This is a genomic window from Corynebacterium comes, assembly GCF_009734405.1.
GTDB lineage: Bacteria > Actinomycetota > Actinomycetes > Mycobacteriales > Mycobacteriaceae > Corynebacterium > Corynebacterium comes.
In genome coordinates this window covers 348,329-367,149 of the sequence record NZ_CP046453.1, presented here as the reverse complement: position 1 = coordinate 367,149, position 18,821 = coordinate 348,329, and the positions used below count along the sequence as shown (strand labels likewise).

The 18,821-nt window shown below is 68.5% G+C and carries 12 protein-coding genes; 4 read left to right on the top strand and 8 right to left on the bottom strand.

What is annotated here, in order from left to right; genetic code table 11:
• Positions 1 to 119: 119 nt before the first annotated feature.
• Positions 120 to 9,086, top strand: coding sequence for a type I polyketide synthase (locus tag CETAM_RS01775; protein WP_156226802.1), 8,967 nt, complete (start codon positions 120 to 122; stop codon positions 9,084 to 9,086).
• A gap of 96 nt (positions 9,087 to 9,182) precedes the next feature.
• Here CETAM_RS01775 and CETAM_RS01770 read toward each other — a convergent pair whose 3' ends face one another.
• A complete protein-coding gene (locus tag CETAM_RS01770) occupies positions 9,183 to 10,313 on the bottom strand; it encodes a UDP-N-acetylmuramate dehydrogenase (RefSeq protein WP_156226801.1) in 1,131 nt (376 codons plus the stop codon).
• A gap of 24 nt (positions 10,314 to 10,337) precedes the next feature.
• Here CETAM_RS01770 and CETAM_RS01765 point away from each other — a divergent pair, with 24 nt between their 5' ends.
• From CETAM_RS01765 to CETAM_RS01755, 3 genes are read left to right on the top strand one after another with little or no spacing between them, the layout of a single operon-like run.
• Complete coding sequence (locus CETAM_RS01765; protein WP_156226800.1) at positions 10,338 to 10,841, top strand: DUF2505 domain-containing protein; 504 nt, start codon at positions 10,338 to 10,340, stop codon at positions 10,839 to 10,841.
• 31 nt (positions 10,842 to 10,872) lie between these two features.
• Positions 10,873 to 11,685, top strand: a complete 813-nt coding sequence (locus CETAM_RS01760) for a class I SAM-dependent methyltransferase (RefSeq protein WP_156226799.1) — start codon at positions 10,873 to 10,875, stop codon at positions 11,683 to 11,685.
• 20 nt (positions 11,686 to 11,705) lie between these two features.
• On the top strand, positions 11,706 to 12,479 hold the full coding sequence (locus CETAM_RS01755; RefSeq protein ID WP_231587549.1) for an LmeA family phospholipid-binding protein: 774 nt from the start codon (positions 11,706 to 11,708) through the stop codon (positions 12,477 to 12,479).
• On the opposite strand, the gene CETAM_RS01750 is transcribed toward CETAM_RS01755, so the two are convergent.
• The 7 genes from CETAM_RS01750 to CETAM_RS01720 all read right to left on the bottom strand — a co-directional run bounded on the left by CETAM_RS01750 (position 12,442) and on the right by CETAM_RS01720 (position 18,801).
• The gene (locus CETAM_RS01750; protein WP_156226798.1) at positions 12,442 to 13,062 is read right to left on the bottom strand and encodes a 2-deoxyribose-5-phosphate aldolase; all 621 of its coding nucleotides are present in this window, start codon (positions 13,060 to 13,062) and stop codon (positions 12,442 to 12,444) included. The genes CETAM_RS01755 and CETAM_RS01750 overlap by 38 nt on opposite strands.
• Positions 13,063 to 13,067: 5 nt before the next feature.
• The gene (locus tag CETAM_RS01745) at positions 13,068 to 13,355 is read right to left on the bottom strand and encodes a DUF2516 family protein (protein ID WP_156226797.1); all 288 of its coding nucleotides are present in this window, start codon (positions 13,353 to 13,355) and stop codon (positions 13,068 to 13,070) included.
• A gap of 9 nt (positions 13,356 to 13,364) precedes the next feature.
• A complete protein-coding gene (locus tag CETAM_RS01740; RefSeq protein WP_156226796.1) occupies positions 13,365 to 14,072 on the bottom strand; it encodes a CGLAU_01105 family protein in 708 nt (235 codons plus the stop codon).
• 26 nt (positions 14,073 to 14,098) lie between these two features.
• On the bottom strand, positions 14,099 to 15,415 hold the full coding sequence (locus CETAM_RS01735) for a DUF445 domain-containing protein (protein WP_156226795.1): 1,317 nt from the start codon (positions 15,413 to 15,415) through the stop codon (positions 14,099 to 14,101).
• Positions 15,416 to 15,619: 204 nt separating this feature from the next.
• Complete coding sequence (locus CETAM_RS01730) at positions 15,620 to 15,997, bottom strand: hypothetical protein (RefSeq protein ID WP_156226794.1); 378 nt, start codon at positions 15,995 to 15,997, stop codon at positions 15,620 to 15,622.
• Between the two features lie 45 nt (positions 15,998 to 16,042).
• On the bottom strand, positions 16,043 to 16,792 hold the full coding sequence (locus CETAM_RS01725) for a succinate dehydrogenase/fumarate reductase iron-sulfur subunit (RefSeq protein WP_156226793.1): 750 nt from the start codon (positions 16,790 to 16,792) through the stop codon (positions 16,043 to 16,045).
• Positions 16,792 to 18,801 (bottom strand): fumarate reductase/succinate dehydrogenase flavoprotein subunit, encoded by a 2,010-nt coding sequence (locus CETAM_RS01720; RefSeq protein WP_156226792.1) that lies wholly within the window; start codon positions 18,799 to 18,801, stop codon positions 16,792 to 16,794. The genes CETAM_RS01725 and CETAM_RS01720 overlap by 1 nt, the downstream gene beginning before the upstream one ends.
• Positions 18,802 to 18,821 lie beyond the last annotated feature (20 nt).

The window sequence follows — 18,821 nt, the reverse complement described above, 5'->3', positions numbered from 1 at the left end:
CCGGTCCTTCCTGCGCTTCCGGAGCTTTCGGCGCATCCGCGTTCTCGACATTTCGGTTACGTAGGCGTAGGTTACGATAACGTAACCGTAAATGAGTGCCTCTTCTGAAGGATGCCTGCATGCCCCTCATCCCACTCCTCTCCCTGGACCGCCCCGCCCTGATCTTCTCCGGACAGGGCTCTCCCTGGCAGTCCGCCCTGGTGGACGCCGCCACCGCCCACCACACGGGCGACCGGCTCAACCAGCTGCTCCAGGCCGCACGGACGACCACCGGCCCGGTCGCACGGGAGATCTCCTCCACCGTTCCAGGTTCCCTCGAAAGACTCGCAGACCTGCTCTCCCCCGACGCCACCGCCGGGACCGGGACCATTGACGCCCTCCCCGCCGTGTCGGTGCCGGGCATCGTCCTCGGACAGATCGCCGCACTGGACCACCTGCGCGACCTGGGCATCAACCTCGATGAGAGCACGCTGCTCGGCCACTCCCAGGGTTCCCTGGGGGTCGTGGCCGCCCGTCACCCGGAGCAGGCCCTGGCCTTCGCCGTACTGCTCGGCACCGCACTGAGCCGGGTCGTCGGCTCCGGCGATCCGCGCTCGCGCATGCTCTCGGTACGCGGGGTGGAACGGGCGGTCGTCGAGAAGCACGCCGGCGCCGCCTGCCTGGCCGTGATCAACGGCCCCCGCCACCACGTCCTCTCCGGCTCCCCCGAGGAGCTCGCCGCCGCACAGGCCTCCATCGCGCGGGCCGTGCAGGCGCACAACGACCGACTCGAACTCCGCGAATTCGGCGGCCGCGAGATCACCGCCGCCTTCGATGAACTTCCCGTCGCCGCCCCCTTCCACCACCCGGACATGCGCGAGGCCGCCGACCTGGCAGTGGAGTGGGCCCAGCGCTGCAACATCGACCTCGGCGAGTATTCCGTCCGCGAACTGGCCTGCGCCATCCTGGTGGACCCCCACAATTGGCCCGCCCAGGTCGCCCAGCTCACCGCCGACGAGACGAAGCACGTGCTGTGCCTCGACGGCGGACTGGCGCGACTGACCGCCCCCCTGCTGGCGGGCAGCGGGATCGCGCTGATTCCGGCCGCCACCACCGTGGAGCGCGACCGGCTGGCCACCCCGGGTTCGGAACTCCCGGACGAACGTGACTGGGCCGAGTTCGCACCGCGTCTGGTCCGCCTGCCCGACGGCAGGACCTACACCCAGACCCGCTTCTCCGCGGTCACCGGCCTGTCGCCGATCATGCTCGGCGGCATGACCCCGACCACCGCCGACGCCGGCATCGTCGCCGCGGCCGCCAACGCCGGCTACTGGACCGAGCTGGCCGGCGGCGGCATGTACTCCGACGAGGTTTTCGCCCACCACAACGACGGCCTCGTCGAACTGCTCGAACCGGGCCGCACCGCACAGTTCAACACCATGTTCTTCGACCGCTTCCTGTGGAACCTGCAGTTCGGCCAGACCCGCATCGTGCCGAAGGCACGTGCCGCCGGCGCCCCCTTCAACGGCGTGACCATCTCCGCCGGCATCCCGGAGGTCGAGGAGGCCACCGAACTCCTCGCGCAGCTGCACGCCGACGGCTTCCCCTACATCGCCCTCAAACCGGGAACGACGAAGCAGATCAGGGACACCCTGCAGATCGCCGCCGCCAACCCGGACTCCCACATCCTCATGCAGATCGAGGACGGCCACGCAGGCGGGCACCATTCCTGGACCGACCTCGACGACATGCTCATGCAGACCTACGCAGAAACCCGCAGGCACCCCAACGTGCTGCTGGCCGTCGGTGGCGGCATCCACTCGCCCGAGCGCGCCGCGGAGTACATCACCGGCGCCTGGTCCCGGAAGTACGCCCTCCCGGCCATGCCGGTCGACGCCGTGTTCATCGGCACCGTCGCCATGGCCACCAGGGAGGCCTCCGCCACCGACTCGGTCAAGGAACTCCTGGTCAACACCAGAGGCGTGCGCCCGGACGAGAACGACGGCTGGGTCTCCCGGGGCAGCGGCAACCACGGCACCGCCTCCTCGCAGTCCCACCTGCTGGCCGACATCCACGAGCTGGACAACTCCTTCGCCGCCGCCTCCCGTTTCATCACCTCGCTGGACTTCGAGGAGTACGAGGGGCGTCGGGAAGAGATCATCGAGGTGCTGGGCAGGACCTCGAAGCCCTACTTCGGCGACGTGGAGACGATGACCTACGCCGAATGGGTCAACCGTTTCGTCGAGCTGGCCCACCCCTTCGTCGACCCCACCTGGGACGACCGCTTCTTCGATCTCCTGCACCGCGTCGAGGCGCGCCTCAACCACGCCGACCACGGGAAGATCGGGACGCTCTTCCCCGGGATCGGGTCCGTCGGGGATGCCCCGACCGCCGCCGCCCGGCTCCTGGCCGCCTACCCGCAGGCGCACGAGCTGCTGGTGTCCCCGCGGGACGCCGCCTGGTGGATCAACCTCAACCGCAAGCACGTCAAGCCGATGCCGTGGGTCCCCGCGCTGGACGGCGACCTGCCGGTCTGGTTCGGCAAGGACACCCTGTGGCAGGCCCAGGACGAGCGCTACAACGCCGACCAGGTCCGCATCATCCCGGGTCCGGTGGCCGTCGCCGGAATCACCCGGAAGAACGAGCCGATCGCCGACCTGCTCGGCCGCTTCGAGGACTGCGCCACCCAGGCGTTGCTCAACGCCGGCGCGCTCCCGGATGAGCAGTTCTCCCGCCTGGCCGACGCACGTGACGCGGCGGAATACATCAAGGCCGCCCCGACGATCGTGTGGCACGGGCACCTCATGGCCAACCCCGCCCACGACATGGACCGGGACGCCTACGACCTCATCCAGGACGAGGCCGGACTGTGGTCGATCCGAATCAACGCCGACTCCTACTGGGACGAGTTGCCGGAGGAGCAGCGGCCGTTCTACGTCCGCGAGGTCACCATCCCACTGGACCTGCCGGAATCCGTCGCCACCGGTGCCTCCCCGGTCGTCTCCGACGAGCGTCTGCCCAGGTCCGTCTTCGCACTCCTCGAGGGCCTGGCCGGCGTCGGCTCGATCTCCGAGACCGGCGACCACATCGACGCCATGCCCGAGATCATCGAGGGCTCGGAATCTGCGGACGCGCCCTTCGGCGTGGCCCGGTACTCCTTCACCTTTGACCCGTCGCTGCTCCCGGCCCACACCTCCGTCACCGGTGCCGCACTGGGTGCCGTCACCCCCGGCACCCCGGACGTGCTGGTCGGCCCGTGCTGGCCCGCGATCTACACGGCACTCGGCTCCGGCAGACTCGCCGACGGCTACCCCGTCATCGAGGGCCTGCTCAACGCAGTGCACCTCAACCACGTCGTCGACGTGCGCGTGCCGCTGGAAGAGCTTGCCGACGGCCGCACCATCGACGTCACCTCCAGGTGCACCGACATCTCCGAGTCCTCCTCCGGGCGCATCGTCACCGTCGAGCTGGAGCTGTTCTCGGCAGGCGAACTCGTGGCCACCCAGATGCAGCGCTTCGCCATCCGCGGCCGCGCCCGGGGCACCGACATCCCGACCCCCGCCCCCGAGTGGGGTGGCGGCAAGTCCGCGACCAAGGTCGAGACGACCCCGCGCTCCTTCATCGAGCGGGCCGTGGTCACAGCGCCTTCCGACATGACCCCGTTCGCGCTGGTCTCGGGCGACTACAACCCGATCCACACGTCCACCAACTCTGCGCAGCTGGTCAACCTCAAGGCTCCGCTGGTCCACGGCATGTGGCTGTCGGCCACGGCCCAGCACCTGGCCGGCCGGCACGGCACCGTGGTGGGCTGGACCTACTCCATGTACGGCATGGTCCAGCTCGACGACGAGGTGGAGATCACCGTCGAGCGCGTAGGCCGCAAGGGCATCCACAACGCCTTCGAGGTCACCTGCCGCATCGACGGCGAGGTGGTCTCCGTCGGCCAGGCCCTGATGGCCCAGCCGAAGACCGCCTACGTCTACCCGGGCCAGGGCATCCAGGCCGTCGGCATGGGTGAGGGCGACCGGGGCGCCTCCGCGGCGGCCCGCGAGATCTGGAACCGCGCCGAGAAGCACACCCGCGACGCCCTCGGCTTCTCCATCCGCCGGATCATCGACGAGAACCCGACCGAAGTGACCGTCCGCGGCCGGAAGTTCATCCACCCGGCGGGCGTGCTGCACCTCACGCAGTTCACCCAGGTCGCCCTCGCCGTCGTCGCCTACGCACAGACCGCCCGCCTGCGTGAGGCGGACGCCCTGGCCGCGAACTCGATGTACGCCGGCCACTCCCTCGGCGAGTACACCGCGCTCGCGTCGCTGGGCAACATCTTCGACCTCGAGTCCGTCATCGACGTCGTCTACTCCCGCGGCTCAGCCATGGGCACCCTCGTCGAGCGCGACGAGCAGGGCCGCTCCAACTACGGCATGGGCGCGCTGCGCCCGAACATGATCGGCGTCCCCGCCGACCGGGTCGAGGACTACATCGCACAGATCGCGCAGGAAACCGGCGAGTTCCTGCAGATCGTCAACTACAACATCGAGGGCCAGCAGTACTCCATCGCCGGCACGAGAGCCGGACTGGCCGCACTCAAGGCACGAGCCGACGCCGTCCGCGACCGCGCCTTCGTCACCGTCCCGGGCATCGACGTCCCCTTCCACTCCTCCGTGCTGCGCCCGGGAGTGCCGACCTTCGCCCAGAAACTCGACGAGCTGCTCCCCGCCGAGCTGGATCTCACCGCTCTGGTCGGCCGCTACGTGCCCAACCTGGTGGCCCGCCCCTTCGAACTGACCGATGACTTCCTCGAGTCGATCCGCCAGGAGGCCCCCTCCGAGCGTCTGGCCGGACGGTCCGTCGCCGACTTCGCCAGCGAGAACGAACTGGCCCGCACCCTCCTCATCGAGCTGCTGAGCTGGCAGTTCGCCTCCCCGGTCCGCTGGATCGAGACCCAGGAGCTGCTCTTCGGCGAAGTGGATCAGATCATCGAGGTCGGACTCGCAGCCTCCCCGACCCTGACCAACCTCGCCCTGCGTTCCATGGCCGTCGCGGGCACCGAACTGCCGGTGTTCAACGTCGAGCGCGATCAGGACCAGGTCATGCTCGCCGACGTCCAGGCCGCCCCGGTCATCGAGGAAGAGGTCGATGAGGCTCCCGCCGCCGCCCCTTCCCCCGCTGCAGCCGAGGCTGCTCCGGCTCCGGCCGCCACCACCGCACCGTCCGGCGGCTCGGGCTCTGACGCCCCGGCTCTCGCGTTCACCGCGGCCGAGGCGATCATGGTGCTCTTCGCCTTCCAGAACAAGATCCGCCTGGACCAGATCAACGACACCGACACCGTCGAGGAGCTGACCAACGGCGTTTCCTCGCGCCGCAACCAGCTGCTGATGGACATGTCCGCCGAGATCGGCGTGCCGGCCATCGACGGCGCCTCCGAGGCCGACGTGGCCGTCCTGCGTGAGCGGGTGAAGACCGCCGCCCCCGGCTACTCCCCCTTCGGTTCCGTCCTGGGCGAGGCCGTCACCGCACGGCTCCGCCTCCTGACCGGCGCATCCGGCCACAAGCCCGCCCACGTCGGCGAGCGCGTCACCGGAACCTGGGGCCTGCCCGCATCCTGGGTCGGCCACGTCGAGGCCGAGATCCTGCTCGGCTCCCGCGAGGAGGACTCGGTCCGCGGCGGAACGCTCGCCACCGTCCCGACCTCCGCCTCCTCCAGGTCCGACGTCGACGCCCTCATCGACGCCGCCGTCCAGGCCGTCGCGGCCCGCCACGGCATCTCCGTCTCCCTGAACGCCGGTGGCGGCGCAGGCGGCGGCGGGGTCGTCGATTCCGCGGCCCTGACCGCCTACGCCGACACCGTCACGGGCCCGGACGGTGTCCTGGCCACGGCCGCCCGCACCGTCCTCGACCAGCTGGGGCTGACCCCGGTCACCGCAGAAGCCGAACCGGCCGACACGACCGTGCTCGAGGCCGTCGAGGCTGAGCTGGGCACCGGCTGGGTCGACCTGGTCACCCCGACCTTCGACGCCGCCAGGGCCGTGCTTTTCGACGACCGCTGGGCTCTGGCCCGCGAGGACCTCGCCCGCGTCGCCCTGGGCCACAAGGACCTGCCCGTGGACCGCTTCACCGGCACCGGCGACGTCGTCGCAGCCCAGGCCAGGTGGTATGCCGGAAACGGCGCCACAGACCCGGCGCTGATGCACCGGATCGCCGAGGCGGCCGTCGACAAGCTCGAAGGCGAATACGCCGGCGACGTCGCACTGGTCACCGGTGCCGCGCCGGGTTCGATCGCCACCGCGCTGGTCGAGCGCCTGCTGGAGGGCGGCGCCACGGTCATCATGACCGCCTCCCGTATCTCCCAGGCACGCAAGGAATTCGCGCGCCGGCTCTACGCCGAGCACGCCGCCATGGGCGCTGCCCTGTGGCTGGTCCCCGCGAACCTGTCGTCCTACCGCGACATCGACGCCCTGATCGACTGGATCGGGAGTGAGCAGAAGGAGTCCGTAGGCAACGAGGTGAAGATCATCAAGCCGGCCATGACCCCGACGCTGGCCTTCCCCTTCGCGGCACCGGGTGTCTCCGGTTCGCTCGCCGACGTCGGCCCTGCCGCCGAGAACCAGACCCGACTGCTGCTCTGGTCCGTCGAACGCACCATCGCCGGCCTGTCCGGGCTGGCGCAGAAGGCAGTGGACGTCCGCGCCCACGTCGTTCTGCCGGGTTCCCCGAACCGCGGCATGTTCGGCGGCGACGGCGCCTACGCCGAGGTCAAGAGTGCCCTCGACGCCATCCTGGCCAAGTGGTCCTCCGAGGCCGGCTGGCCCGCAGGCGTCACCCTGGCGCAGGCCAGGATCGGCTGGGTCTCCGGCACCCACCTGATGGGTGGCAACGACGCCCTCATCCCGGCCGCTGAAGCCGCGGGCATCCATGTCTGGACCCCGGAGGAGATCTCCTCCGAGCTCATGACACTGGCGTCACACGACACCCGGGCCAGGGCCGCCGAGGCCCCGGTCGAGGCCGACCTCACCGGTGGCCTGGGATCCTCCGCCGTGTCCATCTCCGAGCTGGCTGCGCAGGCCCGCGCGGACGCCGCCACCACGACTCCGGACGAGGCGGCAGAGACGGCAGTGACCATCCCGGCGCTGCCCAACCTCGACAACCCGACCCAGGTCGGCGGCGTCGAGATCGGCGAGGTCACCGCGGAACTGGACGACATGGTCGTCATCGCCGGCGTCGGTGAGGTCTCCTCCTGGGGCTCCGGCCGCACCCGCTTCGAGGCCGAGTACGGCATCCAGCGCGACGGCACCGTCGATCTGACCGCCGCCGGCGTGCTCGAACTGGCCTGGATGACGGGCCTGGTCGAATGGTCCGAGGACCCGAACCCGGCCTGGTACGACGCCGACGGCAAGGAAGTCGCCGAGGAGGACATCTACGACCGTTTCCGTGACGAGGTCGTCGCCCGCTCCGGCGTGCGCACCCTGACCGACAAGTACCACCTGGTCGACCAGGGTTCCATCGACCTGACCCAGGTCTTCCTCGACCGCGACATCACCTTCACCGTCGCCACCGAGGCAGAGGCCCGCGACATCCACGACGCCGACCCGGACAAGACCCTCATCGCCGAGGTCGACGGTGAATGGGTGATCACCCGCAGGCAGGGTGCCACCGCCCACGTGCCGCGCAAGGCTACCCTGTCGCGCACCGTCACCGGCCAGATGCCCGATGACTTCGACCCCGCCAGGTGGGGCATCCCGGACCACATGATCGACTCGCTGGACCGCATCGCCACCTGGAACCTGGTCACCGCCGTCGACGCCTTCATCAACGCCGGATTCTCCCCGACCGAGCTGCTGCAGCACGTCCACCCGCTGGACGTGGGCACCACGCAGGGCACCGGCATCGGCGGCATGGAGTCCCTGCACAAGGTCTTCGTCAGCCGTTTCCTGGGTGAGGAGCGCCCGAGCGACATCCTGCAGGAGTCCCTGCCCAACGTCGTCGCCGCCCACACCATGCAGTCGCTGCTCGGCGGCTACGGCTCGATGATCCACCCGATCGGCGCCTGCGCCACCGCGGCAGTCTCCATCGAGGAGGGCGTGGACAAGATCAGGCTGGGCAAGGCCGACTTCGTCATCGCCGGCGGCATCGACGACGTCCAGGTCGAGTCCCTGGCCGGCTTCGGCGACATGAACGCCACCGCCGAGACGAAGACGATGACCGACAAGGGCATCGACGAGCGCTTCATCTCGCGTGCGAACGATCGTCGCCGCGGCGGCTTCCTCGAGGCCGAGGGCGGCGGCACCGTGCTGCTGGTCCGCGGCTCCGTCGCCGCGGAGATGGGCCTGCCGGTCCACGCCGTGGTCGCACACGCCGCCTCCTACGGCGACGGCGCCCACACCTCCATCCCGGCTCCCGGCCTGGGTGTGCTCGGCGCAGGTCGCGGCCGGGAGAAGTCGAAGCTCGCGCGTTCGCTGAAGTCGCTGGGCCTGAGCCCGGACGACGTGTCCGTGCTGAGCAAGCACGACACCTCGACCAACGCCAACGACCCGAACGAGTCGGAGCTGCATTCCCTGCTGTGGCCGGCCATCGGGCGTAACCCGGACAAGCCGATGTACGTCATCTCCCAGAAGACGCTCACCGGCCACTCCAAGGCAGGCGCCGCGCTCTTCCAGACCGGCGGTCTGATGGACGTCCTGCGCACCGGCAGGCTCCCGCAGAACGCCTCCCTGGACTGCGTCGACCCGCTCATCGCGCCGAAGGCGAAGAACCTGGTCTGGCTGCGCGAACCGCTGGATCTGGGCGAGGGCACGGTGAAGGCTGCCGCGCTGACCTCACTCGGCTTCGGCCACGTGGGTGCCCTGGTGGTCTACGCCCACCCGTCGACCTTCGAGGCCGCCGTGGCCAACGCAGGTCTGGACGTGGAGGCATGGCGCGGGCGCGCCACCGGGCGGCTGCGTGACGGCGCCGCCCGCATGCAGGCCGGCATGATCGGCCGCGCCCCGCTGTTCACCCAGATCGAGGGACGCCGCTTCCCGGAGCAGGGCGCTCACGAGGCGGAGATCAACCTGCTGCTGAGCGAGGATGTCCGTCTGGGCGAGGACGGGGTGTACCCGCGGGCCTGAGCCCCGGATCAGCTCGGGCCGGCTGCCTGACGTGAAGTGACACCGTCCACCTCCAGATAAGGGGGTGGACGGTGTCATGTGTCGTCCCAGGCCAGATCAGTCGATGGACACGCCGATCCACACCGGCTCGGGCACCAGGGTCACGCCGAAGCGCCCGCGCACCCCGTCGCGGACCTCCCTGGCCAGGGCGACCAGATCGGAGGTGCTCGCCGAGCCGCGGTTGGTCAGCGCGAGGGTGTGCCTGGTGGACAGGCGCGCCGGTGCATCCTCGCCCGGATGTCCCTTGGCGAAGCCGGCACGGTCGATCAGCCACGCGGCCGAGAGCTTGACCGTCCCCTCCCCGGCGGGGAAGCGCGGCATACGGTCGGCGTCCTCGTCACCGCGGGCCGCGCGCACGGTCGCCTGAACGCTGTCGGCCACGGCCACGTCGACCACAGGGTTGGTGAAGAAGGAACCGGCCGACCAGGTGTCGTGGTCGCCCTCCGCCAGCACCATCCCCTTGCCGCGGCGCAGGTCCAGGACCGTGTCACGGACCTGCGTCACCGGGCGTCGCCCGCCGGAATCAGTCGCACCCAGGCGGCGGGCCAGCTCACCGAAACGCAGGGGCGCGGAGAGCCCGTCCGGGTTGAGCTGCAGCTCGATCGCCAACACGACGCCCCGGCCGGTGAACTTGAGGTTGGAGTAGCGGTACGCCAGCTCCAGATCGGCGGCCGGCACCCACGACACCTCGCCGGTGGCCCGCTCCAGCAGCAGCACCCGGGTGAGCACGTCCGCGATTTCCGCGCCGTAGGCGCCGACGTTCTGCACCGGGGTGGCACCGGTCGAACCGGGGATGCCGGACAGGCACTCGATGCCACCCAGGCCCGCCTCCACCGTGGCCGCCACGACGTCGTCCCAGACGGCACCGGCACCGGCGCGGACCAGGCCGCTCGCCGGATCAAGCTCCAGCGTGTCGTTCTCCAGTATGACGGCCACCAGATCGAGGTCCCCTTCGGCGACCACGAGGTTGGATCCGCCGCCGACGACGAGAAGGGGGATGCCGGCGGCGTCGAGAAGCATCACCACCTCAGCGACCGCGGAGGTGGAGCCGCACCGGACGGTGAGTCGGGGGCGTCCACCCAGGTGAAGGGTGGTCAGCTCGGCGAACGTCGTGCGCTCATCGAGGGTCACATCCGCGATCTGCGCGAGACGCGTACGAATGTCCGGGGTCAGAGATGAATCGGTCACGGACTCAACGGTAGTCTGTAGAACATGGCATCCCGCAGTGAGAACACCGTAACCATCAACCAGCCGGCCGAGAAAGTCCACGCCGCGCTGACCAACGCCGACTACTGGGCGTTCATCGCACACCACCTCTCCCCGGAACCGGGCGAGGTCAACTCCTTCGAGTCCACCGAGGGTGGCGCAGTGGTCACCCTCTTCGAGGTCCTGCCGCTGGACATCCTCCCCGAGGCCGTCCGCGCCATGATCTCCCAGGCGCTGAAGGTCAAGCGCACGGTCACCGTCGGTCCGCTGACCGACAACGCCGCCCACATCTCCTACGCCGCCGATGTGAAGGGCACCCCGGTCGACTTCCAGGGTGAGATCAACATCTCCGGCGACGACTCCACCACCACCCTCGCGTACATCAACGACGTCTCCGTGAACATCCCGTTCATGGGCCCGGCCATCGAGCCGAAGGTCGCCGACGCCCTGGGCGACCTGTTCAGGACCGAAGGCGAACTGACCGAGCGCTGGATCTCCGAGAACGCTTAACCGCGTTCCCGGTTCCCACTGCATCATCCTCATGGCCGATCACGCACACAACCTCCACGCAGAGGAAGGACGGGGTCGGCCTTTCGGCGTCATCACCCGCGGCACGACCGGATACAACCGGCTGCGCCGCTCCGACCGGTGGGCGGTGCATCATCCGCGCGTCAGGGAGCTGCTTCTCGGCGCCCCCTCCCCCCTCGCTGTCGACGTCGGCTACGGCGCCTCCCACACCACCACCGTGGAATGGGCCGCCCGTCTGCGAACCGTGCGCCCCGACATCGAGGTCGTGGGCCTGGAGATCGACCCGGAGCGGGTCCTCCCACCCCAGGGTGGCGTGCGCTTCGAACTCGGGGGCTTCGAGCTCGCCGGGTACCGCCCCCAGCTGGTGCGTGCCTTCAATGTGCTGCGCCAGTATGACGTGGGCCAGGTCGAGCAGGCCTGGGAGTCGGTGCTGCGCAGGCTCGCCCCCGGCGGTCTGTTCATCGAGGGCACCTGCGACGAGATCGGCCGGCGCGCCGCGTGGCTGCTTCTCGACGAGCACGGCCCGGTCTCCCTCACCCTGGCCTGGGACCCCTTCGATGTGGCCGCCCCCTCCGACCTGGCCGAGCGTCTGCCGAAGGTCCTCATCCACCGCAACACCCCCGGCGAACGCATCCACGCCCTGCTCAGCGCCGCCGACGACGCCTGGAACCGGGCCGCCGGATGGGAGCCCTACGGCCCGCGGGTGCGCTGGCGCAACGCCCGTCAACAACTCCTCGACGAAGGCTGGCCCATCGAACCCGTCCGCCGGAATCTGCGTGACAACATCCTGACAGTCCCCTGGGATGCGGTTGCCCCGGGCGCCTGATCTACGGAACACTGGGCGGCATGTCATCTGCGCGCTCTGCCTCCTCGACCATCTGGAAGTTCATCGTCGGCCTGCTCGTGGCCCTGCTCATCGTGCTGCTCGTCGCGGAGTTCGGCCTGCGCTGGTTCATCGGCAACGAGCTACGCTCCAGCTTCGAGGCTCAGGCTGCGGAGGACGGGGTGACCATGACGGAGGACCCCACCATCTCCTTCGGAGCCACGCCGTTGATCCTGTCCGCGGTGCGCGGCGTTGTCCCGGAGGTGGAGGTCACCACCCCGTCCACCCTGCAGATCACCGGCCAGGAGATTCTCGGCCAGCCCGGAGCCCACGTCTTCCTCAACGATCTGGACATCTCCGACCGGGACAACCCCGTCGCTGCCCGGATGATCACCGTCGCGGAAGTGCCCGAGGAGTTCCTGCTCGCCACGATCCAGCAGTCGATGGAGGCCGGCGGGGGCGGCGGCCTCATCGGGGTTTCCGATGTCACCGCCAACCCCGCCGAGGGCACGCTGGACATCGAGTTCAACAGCGGTGTCGCCGTCCTCAACCTCCGGCCCACGCCGGTCGACGGGCAGCTCACCTTCGAGGCCTCCGGCGGTTCTTTCCTCGGCTTCGACCTCCCCGGCCAGGTCACCGGACTCATCACCGCGGGACTTCAGGAAGGCGTCAAGGAGCAGGCGGGCGAGTTCACCATCGACGAGTTCGAGGTGATCGACGGCGGGGCCCGTCTCAGGCTGAGCGGCGAGAACGTCGCCCTCAGCGAGGTGGCTGACCCACGGCAGACACAGAGCTGACGCCGACGCGGTCCGCGCCGGAATCCAGCGCAGCGATCACCCCGTCGAGGTCCCGCACCCCGGTCACCGTCAGCGGCAGCGGCATGCTTGCTGACGCCCCTGGCGCCTCCCCCAGCCAGCCCGTCGCGGTGACGAGGCGGTCGACCCCGGCCAGCCGCGCGGCCTCCGCCACCGCCGCGACGTCGGCGGGTGTGCGGGCGGGAGTCTCCAGAATGACGGCGAGCGTGACCGGGTGCGGCACCGCCTCCCGGACGGCCACGAACTCGGCCAGAAGTGTGTTCATCTCCGCCACCCCCGGATCCGGGGTCAGCCACACCTCCGCGGCCCCCTGCTGCACCGCCAACCGCGCCTCAGCCGCCTTCACCAGGCTGTGGTGGCGGCCGGTGGGGAAACCCACCACCACGGCCACCGTGAGGCCGCCGGTGTCCCCGGCCAGCTCCAGGTGGGAGGGCGACAACACGATCCCACCCAGCCCGGCGTCGCGCGCGCCGGCCACCGCCGCAGGGACGTCACCGGGTGTGGTCCCGGGTCCCACGCACATGAGAAAGGCGTGGCCCTTGAGCCACGCCAGATCCGAGGTCATGGAAGCTACCAGCTGTAGTTTCCGTTGATGATCGACTTCAGGTGCGGTCGCACATCGAACCAGTACACGCCGATGGCGACCATGCCGGCCCAGGAGAGGAAGGGCACCCGCGTGACCACGACGAAGGCCGAACCGATCAGGATGGCCACCCAGATCCATTTCGTCTGGCGGTCTCCCGCCTGGTAGGCGTCATCGCGTGTGGTCAGTGCGAGAAACGCGCCGACCACTCCGGTGATGGCGATCAGGGCGAACAGCAGCTGTTCGAAGAGCATGTAGCTGGCGATCAGAGTCATGACGGAGTTCTAGCTGTCCTTCTGGGTGTCGGTGGGTACCTCGGTGGTACTGATGACCTCGCCGTCAATCATATGCGGCACCTCGCCCTCACCGTTGGTCGAGGGTGCGGTCGGCGTGGAACGCTCCTTCTCGTCATGCCCCGCCAGCGAACCTGCCCGGCTGATGAGGTCGTCGAGGCGGCCGCGGAGCTCGTCGATGAAGGACTGCTCGCGCTGTTCATCCCCTGCGTCGGCGCGGCGGGTACGGGCCTGCTCGATCGTCTCCTCGAAGGTTTCCCTCACCGAGGCGACCGCCCGGTTGAAGGCGCCCTTCGCTTCCTCGGCCGAGGATGAGTCCTTCGTCTGGTCGGCCGCGCGTCGCACCGAACCGGCCAGATCCCGGATGATCTCTTCCGCATGGCCCGCGAAGGTGACGGACACCGCCTTGTAATCCTCGGTGCTCTTCGCCGCAGACAACCCGGAGCGGGCCTCCTGGGCCGCAGCCCGGAAGCGGCTCGCGGTGGACTCCTCGTCTTCGACCGGGCTGGGCTTCGCGTGGGCGCCGGAGCTCAGGTCGGCCTTCTCACGGTCCTCCCGGAACCGGCCGGCGAAATCGGCGACCAGGTCGCCCACACGGGAGCCCGCGGCCACCCATGCCTGGAACGGCTCCCTCAGATTATCCAGCAGAGATTTGTTCTGCTCGGGGGTCGGGGTGGTGTTGTCATTCGGGGTGGTCATTGTCGTTCACTCCTGAATTCAAGGGGTCACGCTCCGAAGAGCAGGTGATTCACAGTGTAAATAAGAAGTCCTGCAAGCGCACCGACAATCGTGCCGTTGAGGCGGATGAACTGCAGATCCTTGCCCACCATCAGCTCGATCTTGTCACTGGCCTCCGAAGCATCCCACCGTTCGACCGTCTCGGAGATGATCGCCGTGACTTCACCCGCGTAGTTGTCGGCGAGGAAAGCCGCACCGCTGGTGATCCGGCGTTCCAGGCTGGCACGCAGCTCGGGGTCGGTCTGGATGTTGCTGCCCCAGGTCAGGCACAGCTCGGTGATCTTCGTGCGCAGCAGGGAGGTCTCGTCGGTGGCGGCGTCAATGAGCGAGGCCGAGGCATTCGACCAGATCGCCGCCGCCGCACCCCGCACGGGGGTGGAGCCCATGAAGTCGTGCTTGATGCCCTCGACGCGCGCGATCATCGTCGGGTCATTCTGCAGATCATCCGCGAGTTCGTGGAGGAATCGGCGGATGGCGTTGCGTGCCTCGTGTGAGGGATCATTTGCGACGGCCGCCGTGAACCCCACCAGTTCCTTGTAGACGCGAGCGCCCACCAGTTCCTTGGCGAACTGCGGGGCCCAGGTGGGCATGCGTTCGTCGATCAGCTCGACAACGGTGCTCTCCATGCCCTGCACCTTGCGGTGCGCCCAGATCACCAGCTCCTGGATCACAGGTTCGGTACGCCCGTCCTCGATGAGGCCCGTCAGAATCCGACCTGCCGGTGGCCCCCACTGCGGCTCCGAGAGTTTGTCGATCAGCTGCGACTGGATCAGCGCCTCCGCGTCCTTCGGGTCCAGCGCCCGGACAGCGTTGGCCGTGAGACGGCCGACCTCCCTGGAAACCTTCTCCGCGTTCTTCTGCTGCGAAAGCCAGGCACCCAGGCGTTCCGGGATGTTGGCGGTCCGGACCTTCTCCGTGATCAGCTCGGCGTTGAGGAAGTTCTCCCCCACGAATCCCGAGAGAGCCTGCCCCAGCTGGTCCTTCTTCTTCGGGATGATCGCAGTGTGCGGGATGGGGATCCGCAGGGGGTGCCGGAAGAGTGCGGTCACGGCGAACCAGTCCGCCAGTCCACCGATCATCCCCGCCTCTGCGGCGGCCCGGACGTAACCGACCCACGTCGGGGCCCCGCCCGGCTGCGACTGCCACCAGCTGCACGCGAGGAAGATGATCGCCGCAACGACCAGTAGCCCGGTGACGAACGCCTTATGGCGGCGGAGCGCGCGGCGACGCCCGGCCTCAACGTCGGGGCTGGGCCCGGGGACGGGGCGGGCGTCGACAAGCGCGGTCTGGCTGTGTTTACCCATGGGCCCCATTATGGTCTCTTCGCCGGTCACAGAAGTTCCAGGGCGTACTGCACCAGACTTATCGAGGTGAGCAGCGTGATCAACGTGATCAGGACAATGATGAGGTTTCGGCGCACATCTCCCAGAGTACGAAAAAGCTCCGTCCCCTGCCCGCACGAGGCAGGAGGGGACGGAGCCGGGGCCGAAAGACGTCAGCTGCGCAGACTAGTTGTGACGGCCGGTGAGCGCCCGGTACTCACGGTAGTAACGGCGACCGTGGTAGATGAGGCCGAAACCGGCCGCACCCAGCACCACGGCGATGACCACGCCGATGATGAAGTACAGGGTGGTGTCGTACCCGGAGGGGCCCACGCCCTGGCCGAACATAACAGTGGCGGCGATCCAGATCATGATGCCGATGCCCGCCAGGGAGGTGAGCAGCAGACCCATGCCGATCCACGTGGAGGAGCGCTCCAGGGAGGAGTGCGGTGCGCCCAGGGAGTTGGGCTCATATCCCTCGATGTAGGAATCGTGCAGCTTGGGTGCGTAATCCGGGAAGGACTCGGAAGCCTGATCCGCGACCGCATAGTTGGAGGAAGCCATAGCCATTACTCGCTTTCGTCTCTCGATACTCGGTTAATACCGAGCTTAGTCGTCCTTGCCGCGGAAGGCGGCACGCGCGCGCTCCTTGGTGACAGCGGCGACGGCCGTCAGCGGGATGCCCGCCGGACAGACGTCGGCGCACTCACCGAAGAGGGAGCAGTGACCGAAGTTGGTCTCGAGCTCGTCAACCATGTGACGGGCACGCTTTCCGCGCTCCTCCTTGCCCAGGGGCATGAGGGAGAGGTGGACCAGCTTCGCACCGGTGAACAGGTGCGCAGCACCGTTCGGGCAGGCGGCGACGCAGGCGCCACAGCCGATGCAGGCGGCGTGGTCGAGGGCGAGCTCGGCAGCCTCATGGTTCATGTGCAGGGTGTCGGCATCCGGGGCGGTGCCGGCGTGGATGGAGATGTAGCCACCCTTCTGCATCACGCGGTCCAGGGAGGAACGGTCGACGACCATGTCCTTGATGACCGGGAACGCAGCGGAGCGCAGCGGCTCCAACTTGACGACGTCGCCCTCACTGAAACCGACCAGACGCTGCTGGCAGGCCGGGGTGTTCTGGCCCGGACCGTGCGGGCGGCCGTTGACCATCAGGCCACAGGTGCCACAGATGCCTTCACGGCAGTCCGAGGCGAACATGTAGGGTTCCTTGTTCTGCTCGATCAGGCCATTGTTCACATGGTCGAGCAGCTCCAGGATCGACATCTGCGGCACGGCGTCCGGGACCACGACGGTCTCGAAGGCGCCCTCCTGGGTCGGTCCGGCCTGCCGCCAGATCTCAAGTGTCAGCTTCATTACTTGTAGTTCCTTGTCTGCAGCGGGATCGATTCGAAGACGAGCGGATCAGCGTGGCGGATGAACTTGCCCTCGCCGGCCGGCTCCCACGCGGAGACGAAGCACCAGTTCTCGTCGTCACGCTCGGCCTCGCCGTCCTCGGAGAGGTGGTCGTCGCGGAAGTGGGCGCCACAGGACTCATCGCGGTCGAGAGCGTCGACGCACATGAGCTCACCGAGGTCGATGTAGTCGGCAACGCGTGCCGCGTACTCGAGCGCCTGGTTCATGTAGTTCTGCTCGCCCGGGATCTGGACGTTGGTCCAGAAGTCGGCGCGGATCTCGCGGATCTTGACGATCGCGTCCTGCAGGTCCTTGACGTTACGGGAGACGCCACAGGCGAAGTACAGCAGCTCGCCGAGCTGGCGGTGGTAGAAATCGGCACCGCGCGGGTTCGGGCCCTTGATGTTGAGCAGACGGTCGATGCGGGACTGCGCACGCTCGACAGCCTCAGCGGCCTCCGGGGAGTCTGCCGGCAGCACTGGCTCGCCGAGGTAGTTGGCCAGGTAGTTCGGGATGGTGAACGGCAGGGTGAACCAGCCGTCGACCGAGGCGGACAGCAGCGAGTTGGCGCCCAGACGGTTCGCACCGTGGTAGGTCCAGGAGGCCTCGCCGGCGGCGAACAGGCCGTCGATGGAGGTCATCTCGTTGAAATCGGTCCACAGGCCACCCATGGTGAAGTGGCAGGTCGGGGCGATGCGCATCGGGGAGGAGTAGGGATCCTCGCCGATGGCGTCCCGGTACATCTCGAACAGGTTCGAGTAACGCTCGACGATGGTGTCCTGGCCGAGACGCTCGATGGCGTCGCGGAAGTCCAGGTAGGCGGAGTTGAACAGCGGGCCGACGCCGAGACCGGCATTGATCTGCTGCGAGATCGCACGGGAGGCGACGTCGCGCGGGACCAGGTTGCCGAAGGCCGGGTAACGGCGCTCCAGGAAGTAGTCGCGCTCATCCTCCGGGATGGTGTTCGGCTCGCGGTCGTCCTTCGGGTTCTTCGGGGACCAGATGCGGCCGTCGTTACGCAGCGACTCGGACATCAGGATGGTCTTCGACTGCCAGGTCGCGTTGACCGGCAGGCCCGTCGGGTGGAACTGGATGAACGCCGGGGAAGCGAAGTAGGCGCCGAGCTCGTACGCACGCATCAGGGCGCCTGCGTTGGAGTTCTTGGCCAGGGTCGACATGTGGTACACGTTGCCGTAACCGCCGGTGGCCAGCAGGACGGCATGGCCGGTGTGGGCGACCAGCTCGCCGGTGAGGAGGTTACGGGTGACGATGCCCTCGCAGCGCTTCTTGCCCTCTTTCTCGGTGACGATCAGGTCAACAAGGTCGGCGTGAGTGAAGATCTCCACGTTGCCCAGGCCGATCTGGCGCGTGAGCGCAGAAGCGGTGGACAGCTGGAGCTGCTGGCCCGTCTGGCCACGGGTGTAGTAGGTGCGGGACACCTGGACGCCGCCGAAGGAACGGGTCGCCAGGGTGCCGCCGTACTCGCGGGCGAAGGGGGCGCCGATGGCGTTCATGTGGTCGATGACGCGGGCCGACTCGAGGGCCAGACGCCAGCAGTCGGACTCGCGGCCACGGTAGTCGCCGCCCTTGACGGTGTCCTTGACGTGGCGGTAGGCGCCGTCGTTGTCGACCTTCTTGCCGCGGGCGGAGTTGACGCCGCCCTGGGCGGCGATGGAGTGCGCACGACGCGGGGCGTCGTGGTAGGTGAAGACCTTGACGTCGTAACCCAGCTCGCCGAGGGCGGCCGCAGCGGCGCCACCGGACAGGCCGGTACCGACGACCAGAACCTTGAACTTGCGGCGGTTCAGCGGAGACACAAGGTTCATGTGCTCCTTCTGGTAATCCCACATGTCCTTGGTCGGGACGCCCTTGGGCTCAGCATTGTCCAGGACGGTGCCCGGGATAACGCCCTCAACCATGGAAGCCGGGTGGACGAACTCAGGACGAGAAGCAGTCTCGGTGTTGCTCATATTTTTCTCAAACTTCCCTT

What these genes read in the sequence shown, in the direction of transcription:
- CETAM_RS01775 (WP_156226802.1), top strand. Translation starts at nt 120, where the DNA reads ATGCCCCTCATCCCACTCCTCTCCCTGGACCGCCCCGCCCTGATCTTC.
- CETAM_RS01720 (WP_156226792.1), bottom strand. Translation starts at nt 18,801, where the DNA reads ATGAGCAACACCGAGACTGCTTCTCGTCCTGAGTTCGTCCACCCGGCT.
- CETAM_RS01745 (WP_156226797.1), bottom strand. Translation starts at nt 13,355, where the DNA reads ATGACTCTGATCGCCAGCTACATGCTCTTCGAACAGCTGCTGTTCGCC.
- CETAM_RS01740 (WP_156226796.1), bottom strand. Translation starts at nt 14,072, where the DNA reads ATGACCACCCCGAATGACAACACCACCCCGACCCCCGAGCAGAACAAA.
- CETAM_RS01735 (WP_156226795.1), bottom strand. Translation starts at nt 15,415, where the DNA reads ATGGGTAAACACAGCCAGACCGCGCTTGTCGACGCCCGCCCCGTCCCC.
- CETAM_RS01725 (WP_156226793.1), bottom strand. Translation starts at nt 16,792, where the DNA reads ATGAAGCTGACACTTGAGATCTGGCGGCAGGCCGGACCGACCCAGGAG.
- CETAM_RS01750 (WP_156226798.1), bottom strand. Translation starts at nt 13,062, where the DNA reads ATGACCTCGGATCTGGCGTGGCTCAAGGGCCACGCCTTTCTCATGTGC.
- CETAM_RS01730 (WP_156226794.1), bottom strand. Translation starts at nt 15,997, where the DNA reads ATGGCTTCCTCCAACTATGCGGTCGCGGATCAGGCTTCCGAGTCCTTC.
- CETAM_RS01760 (WP_156226799.1), top strand. Translation starts at nt 10,873, where the DNA reads ATGGCCGATCACGCACACAACCTCCACGCAGAGGAAGGACGGGGTCGG.
- CETAM_RS01765 (WP_156226800.1), top strand. Translation starts at nt 10,338, where the DNA reads ATGGCATCCCGCAGTGAGAACACCGTAACCATCAACCAGCCGGCCGAG.
- CETAM_RS01755 (WP_231587549.1), top strand. Translation starts at nt 11,706, where the DNA reads ATGTCATCTGCGCGCTCTGCCTCCTCGACCATCTGGAAGTTCATCGTC.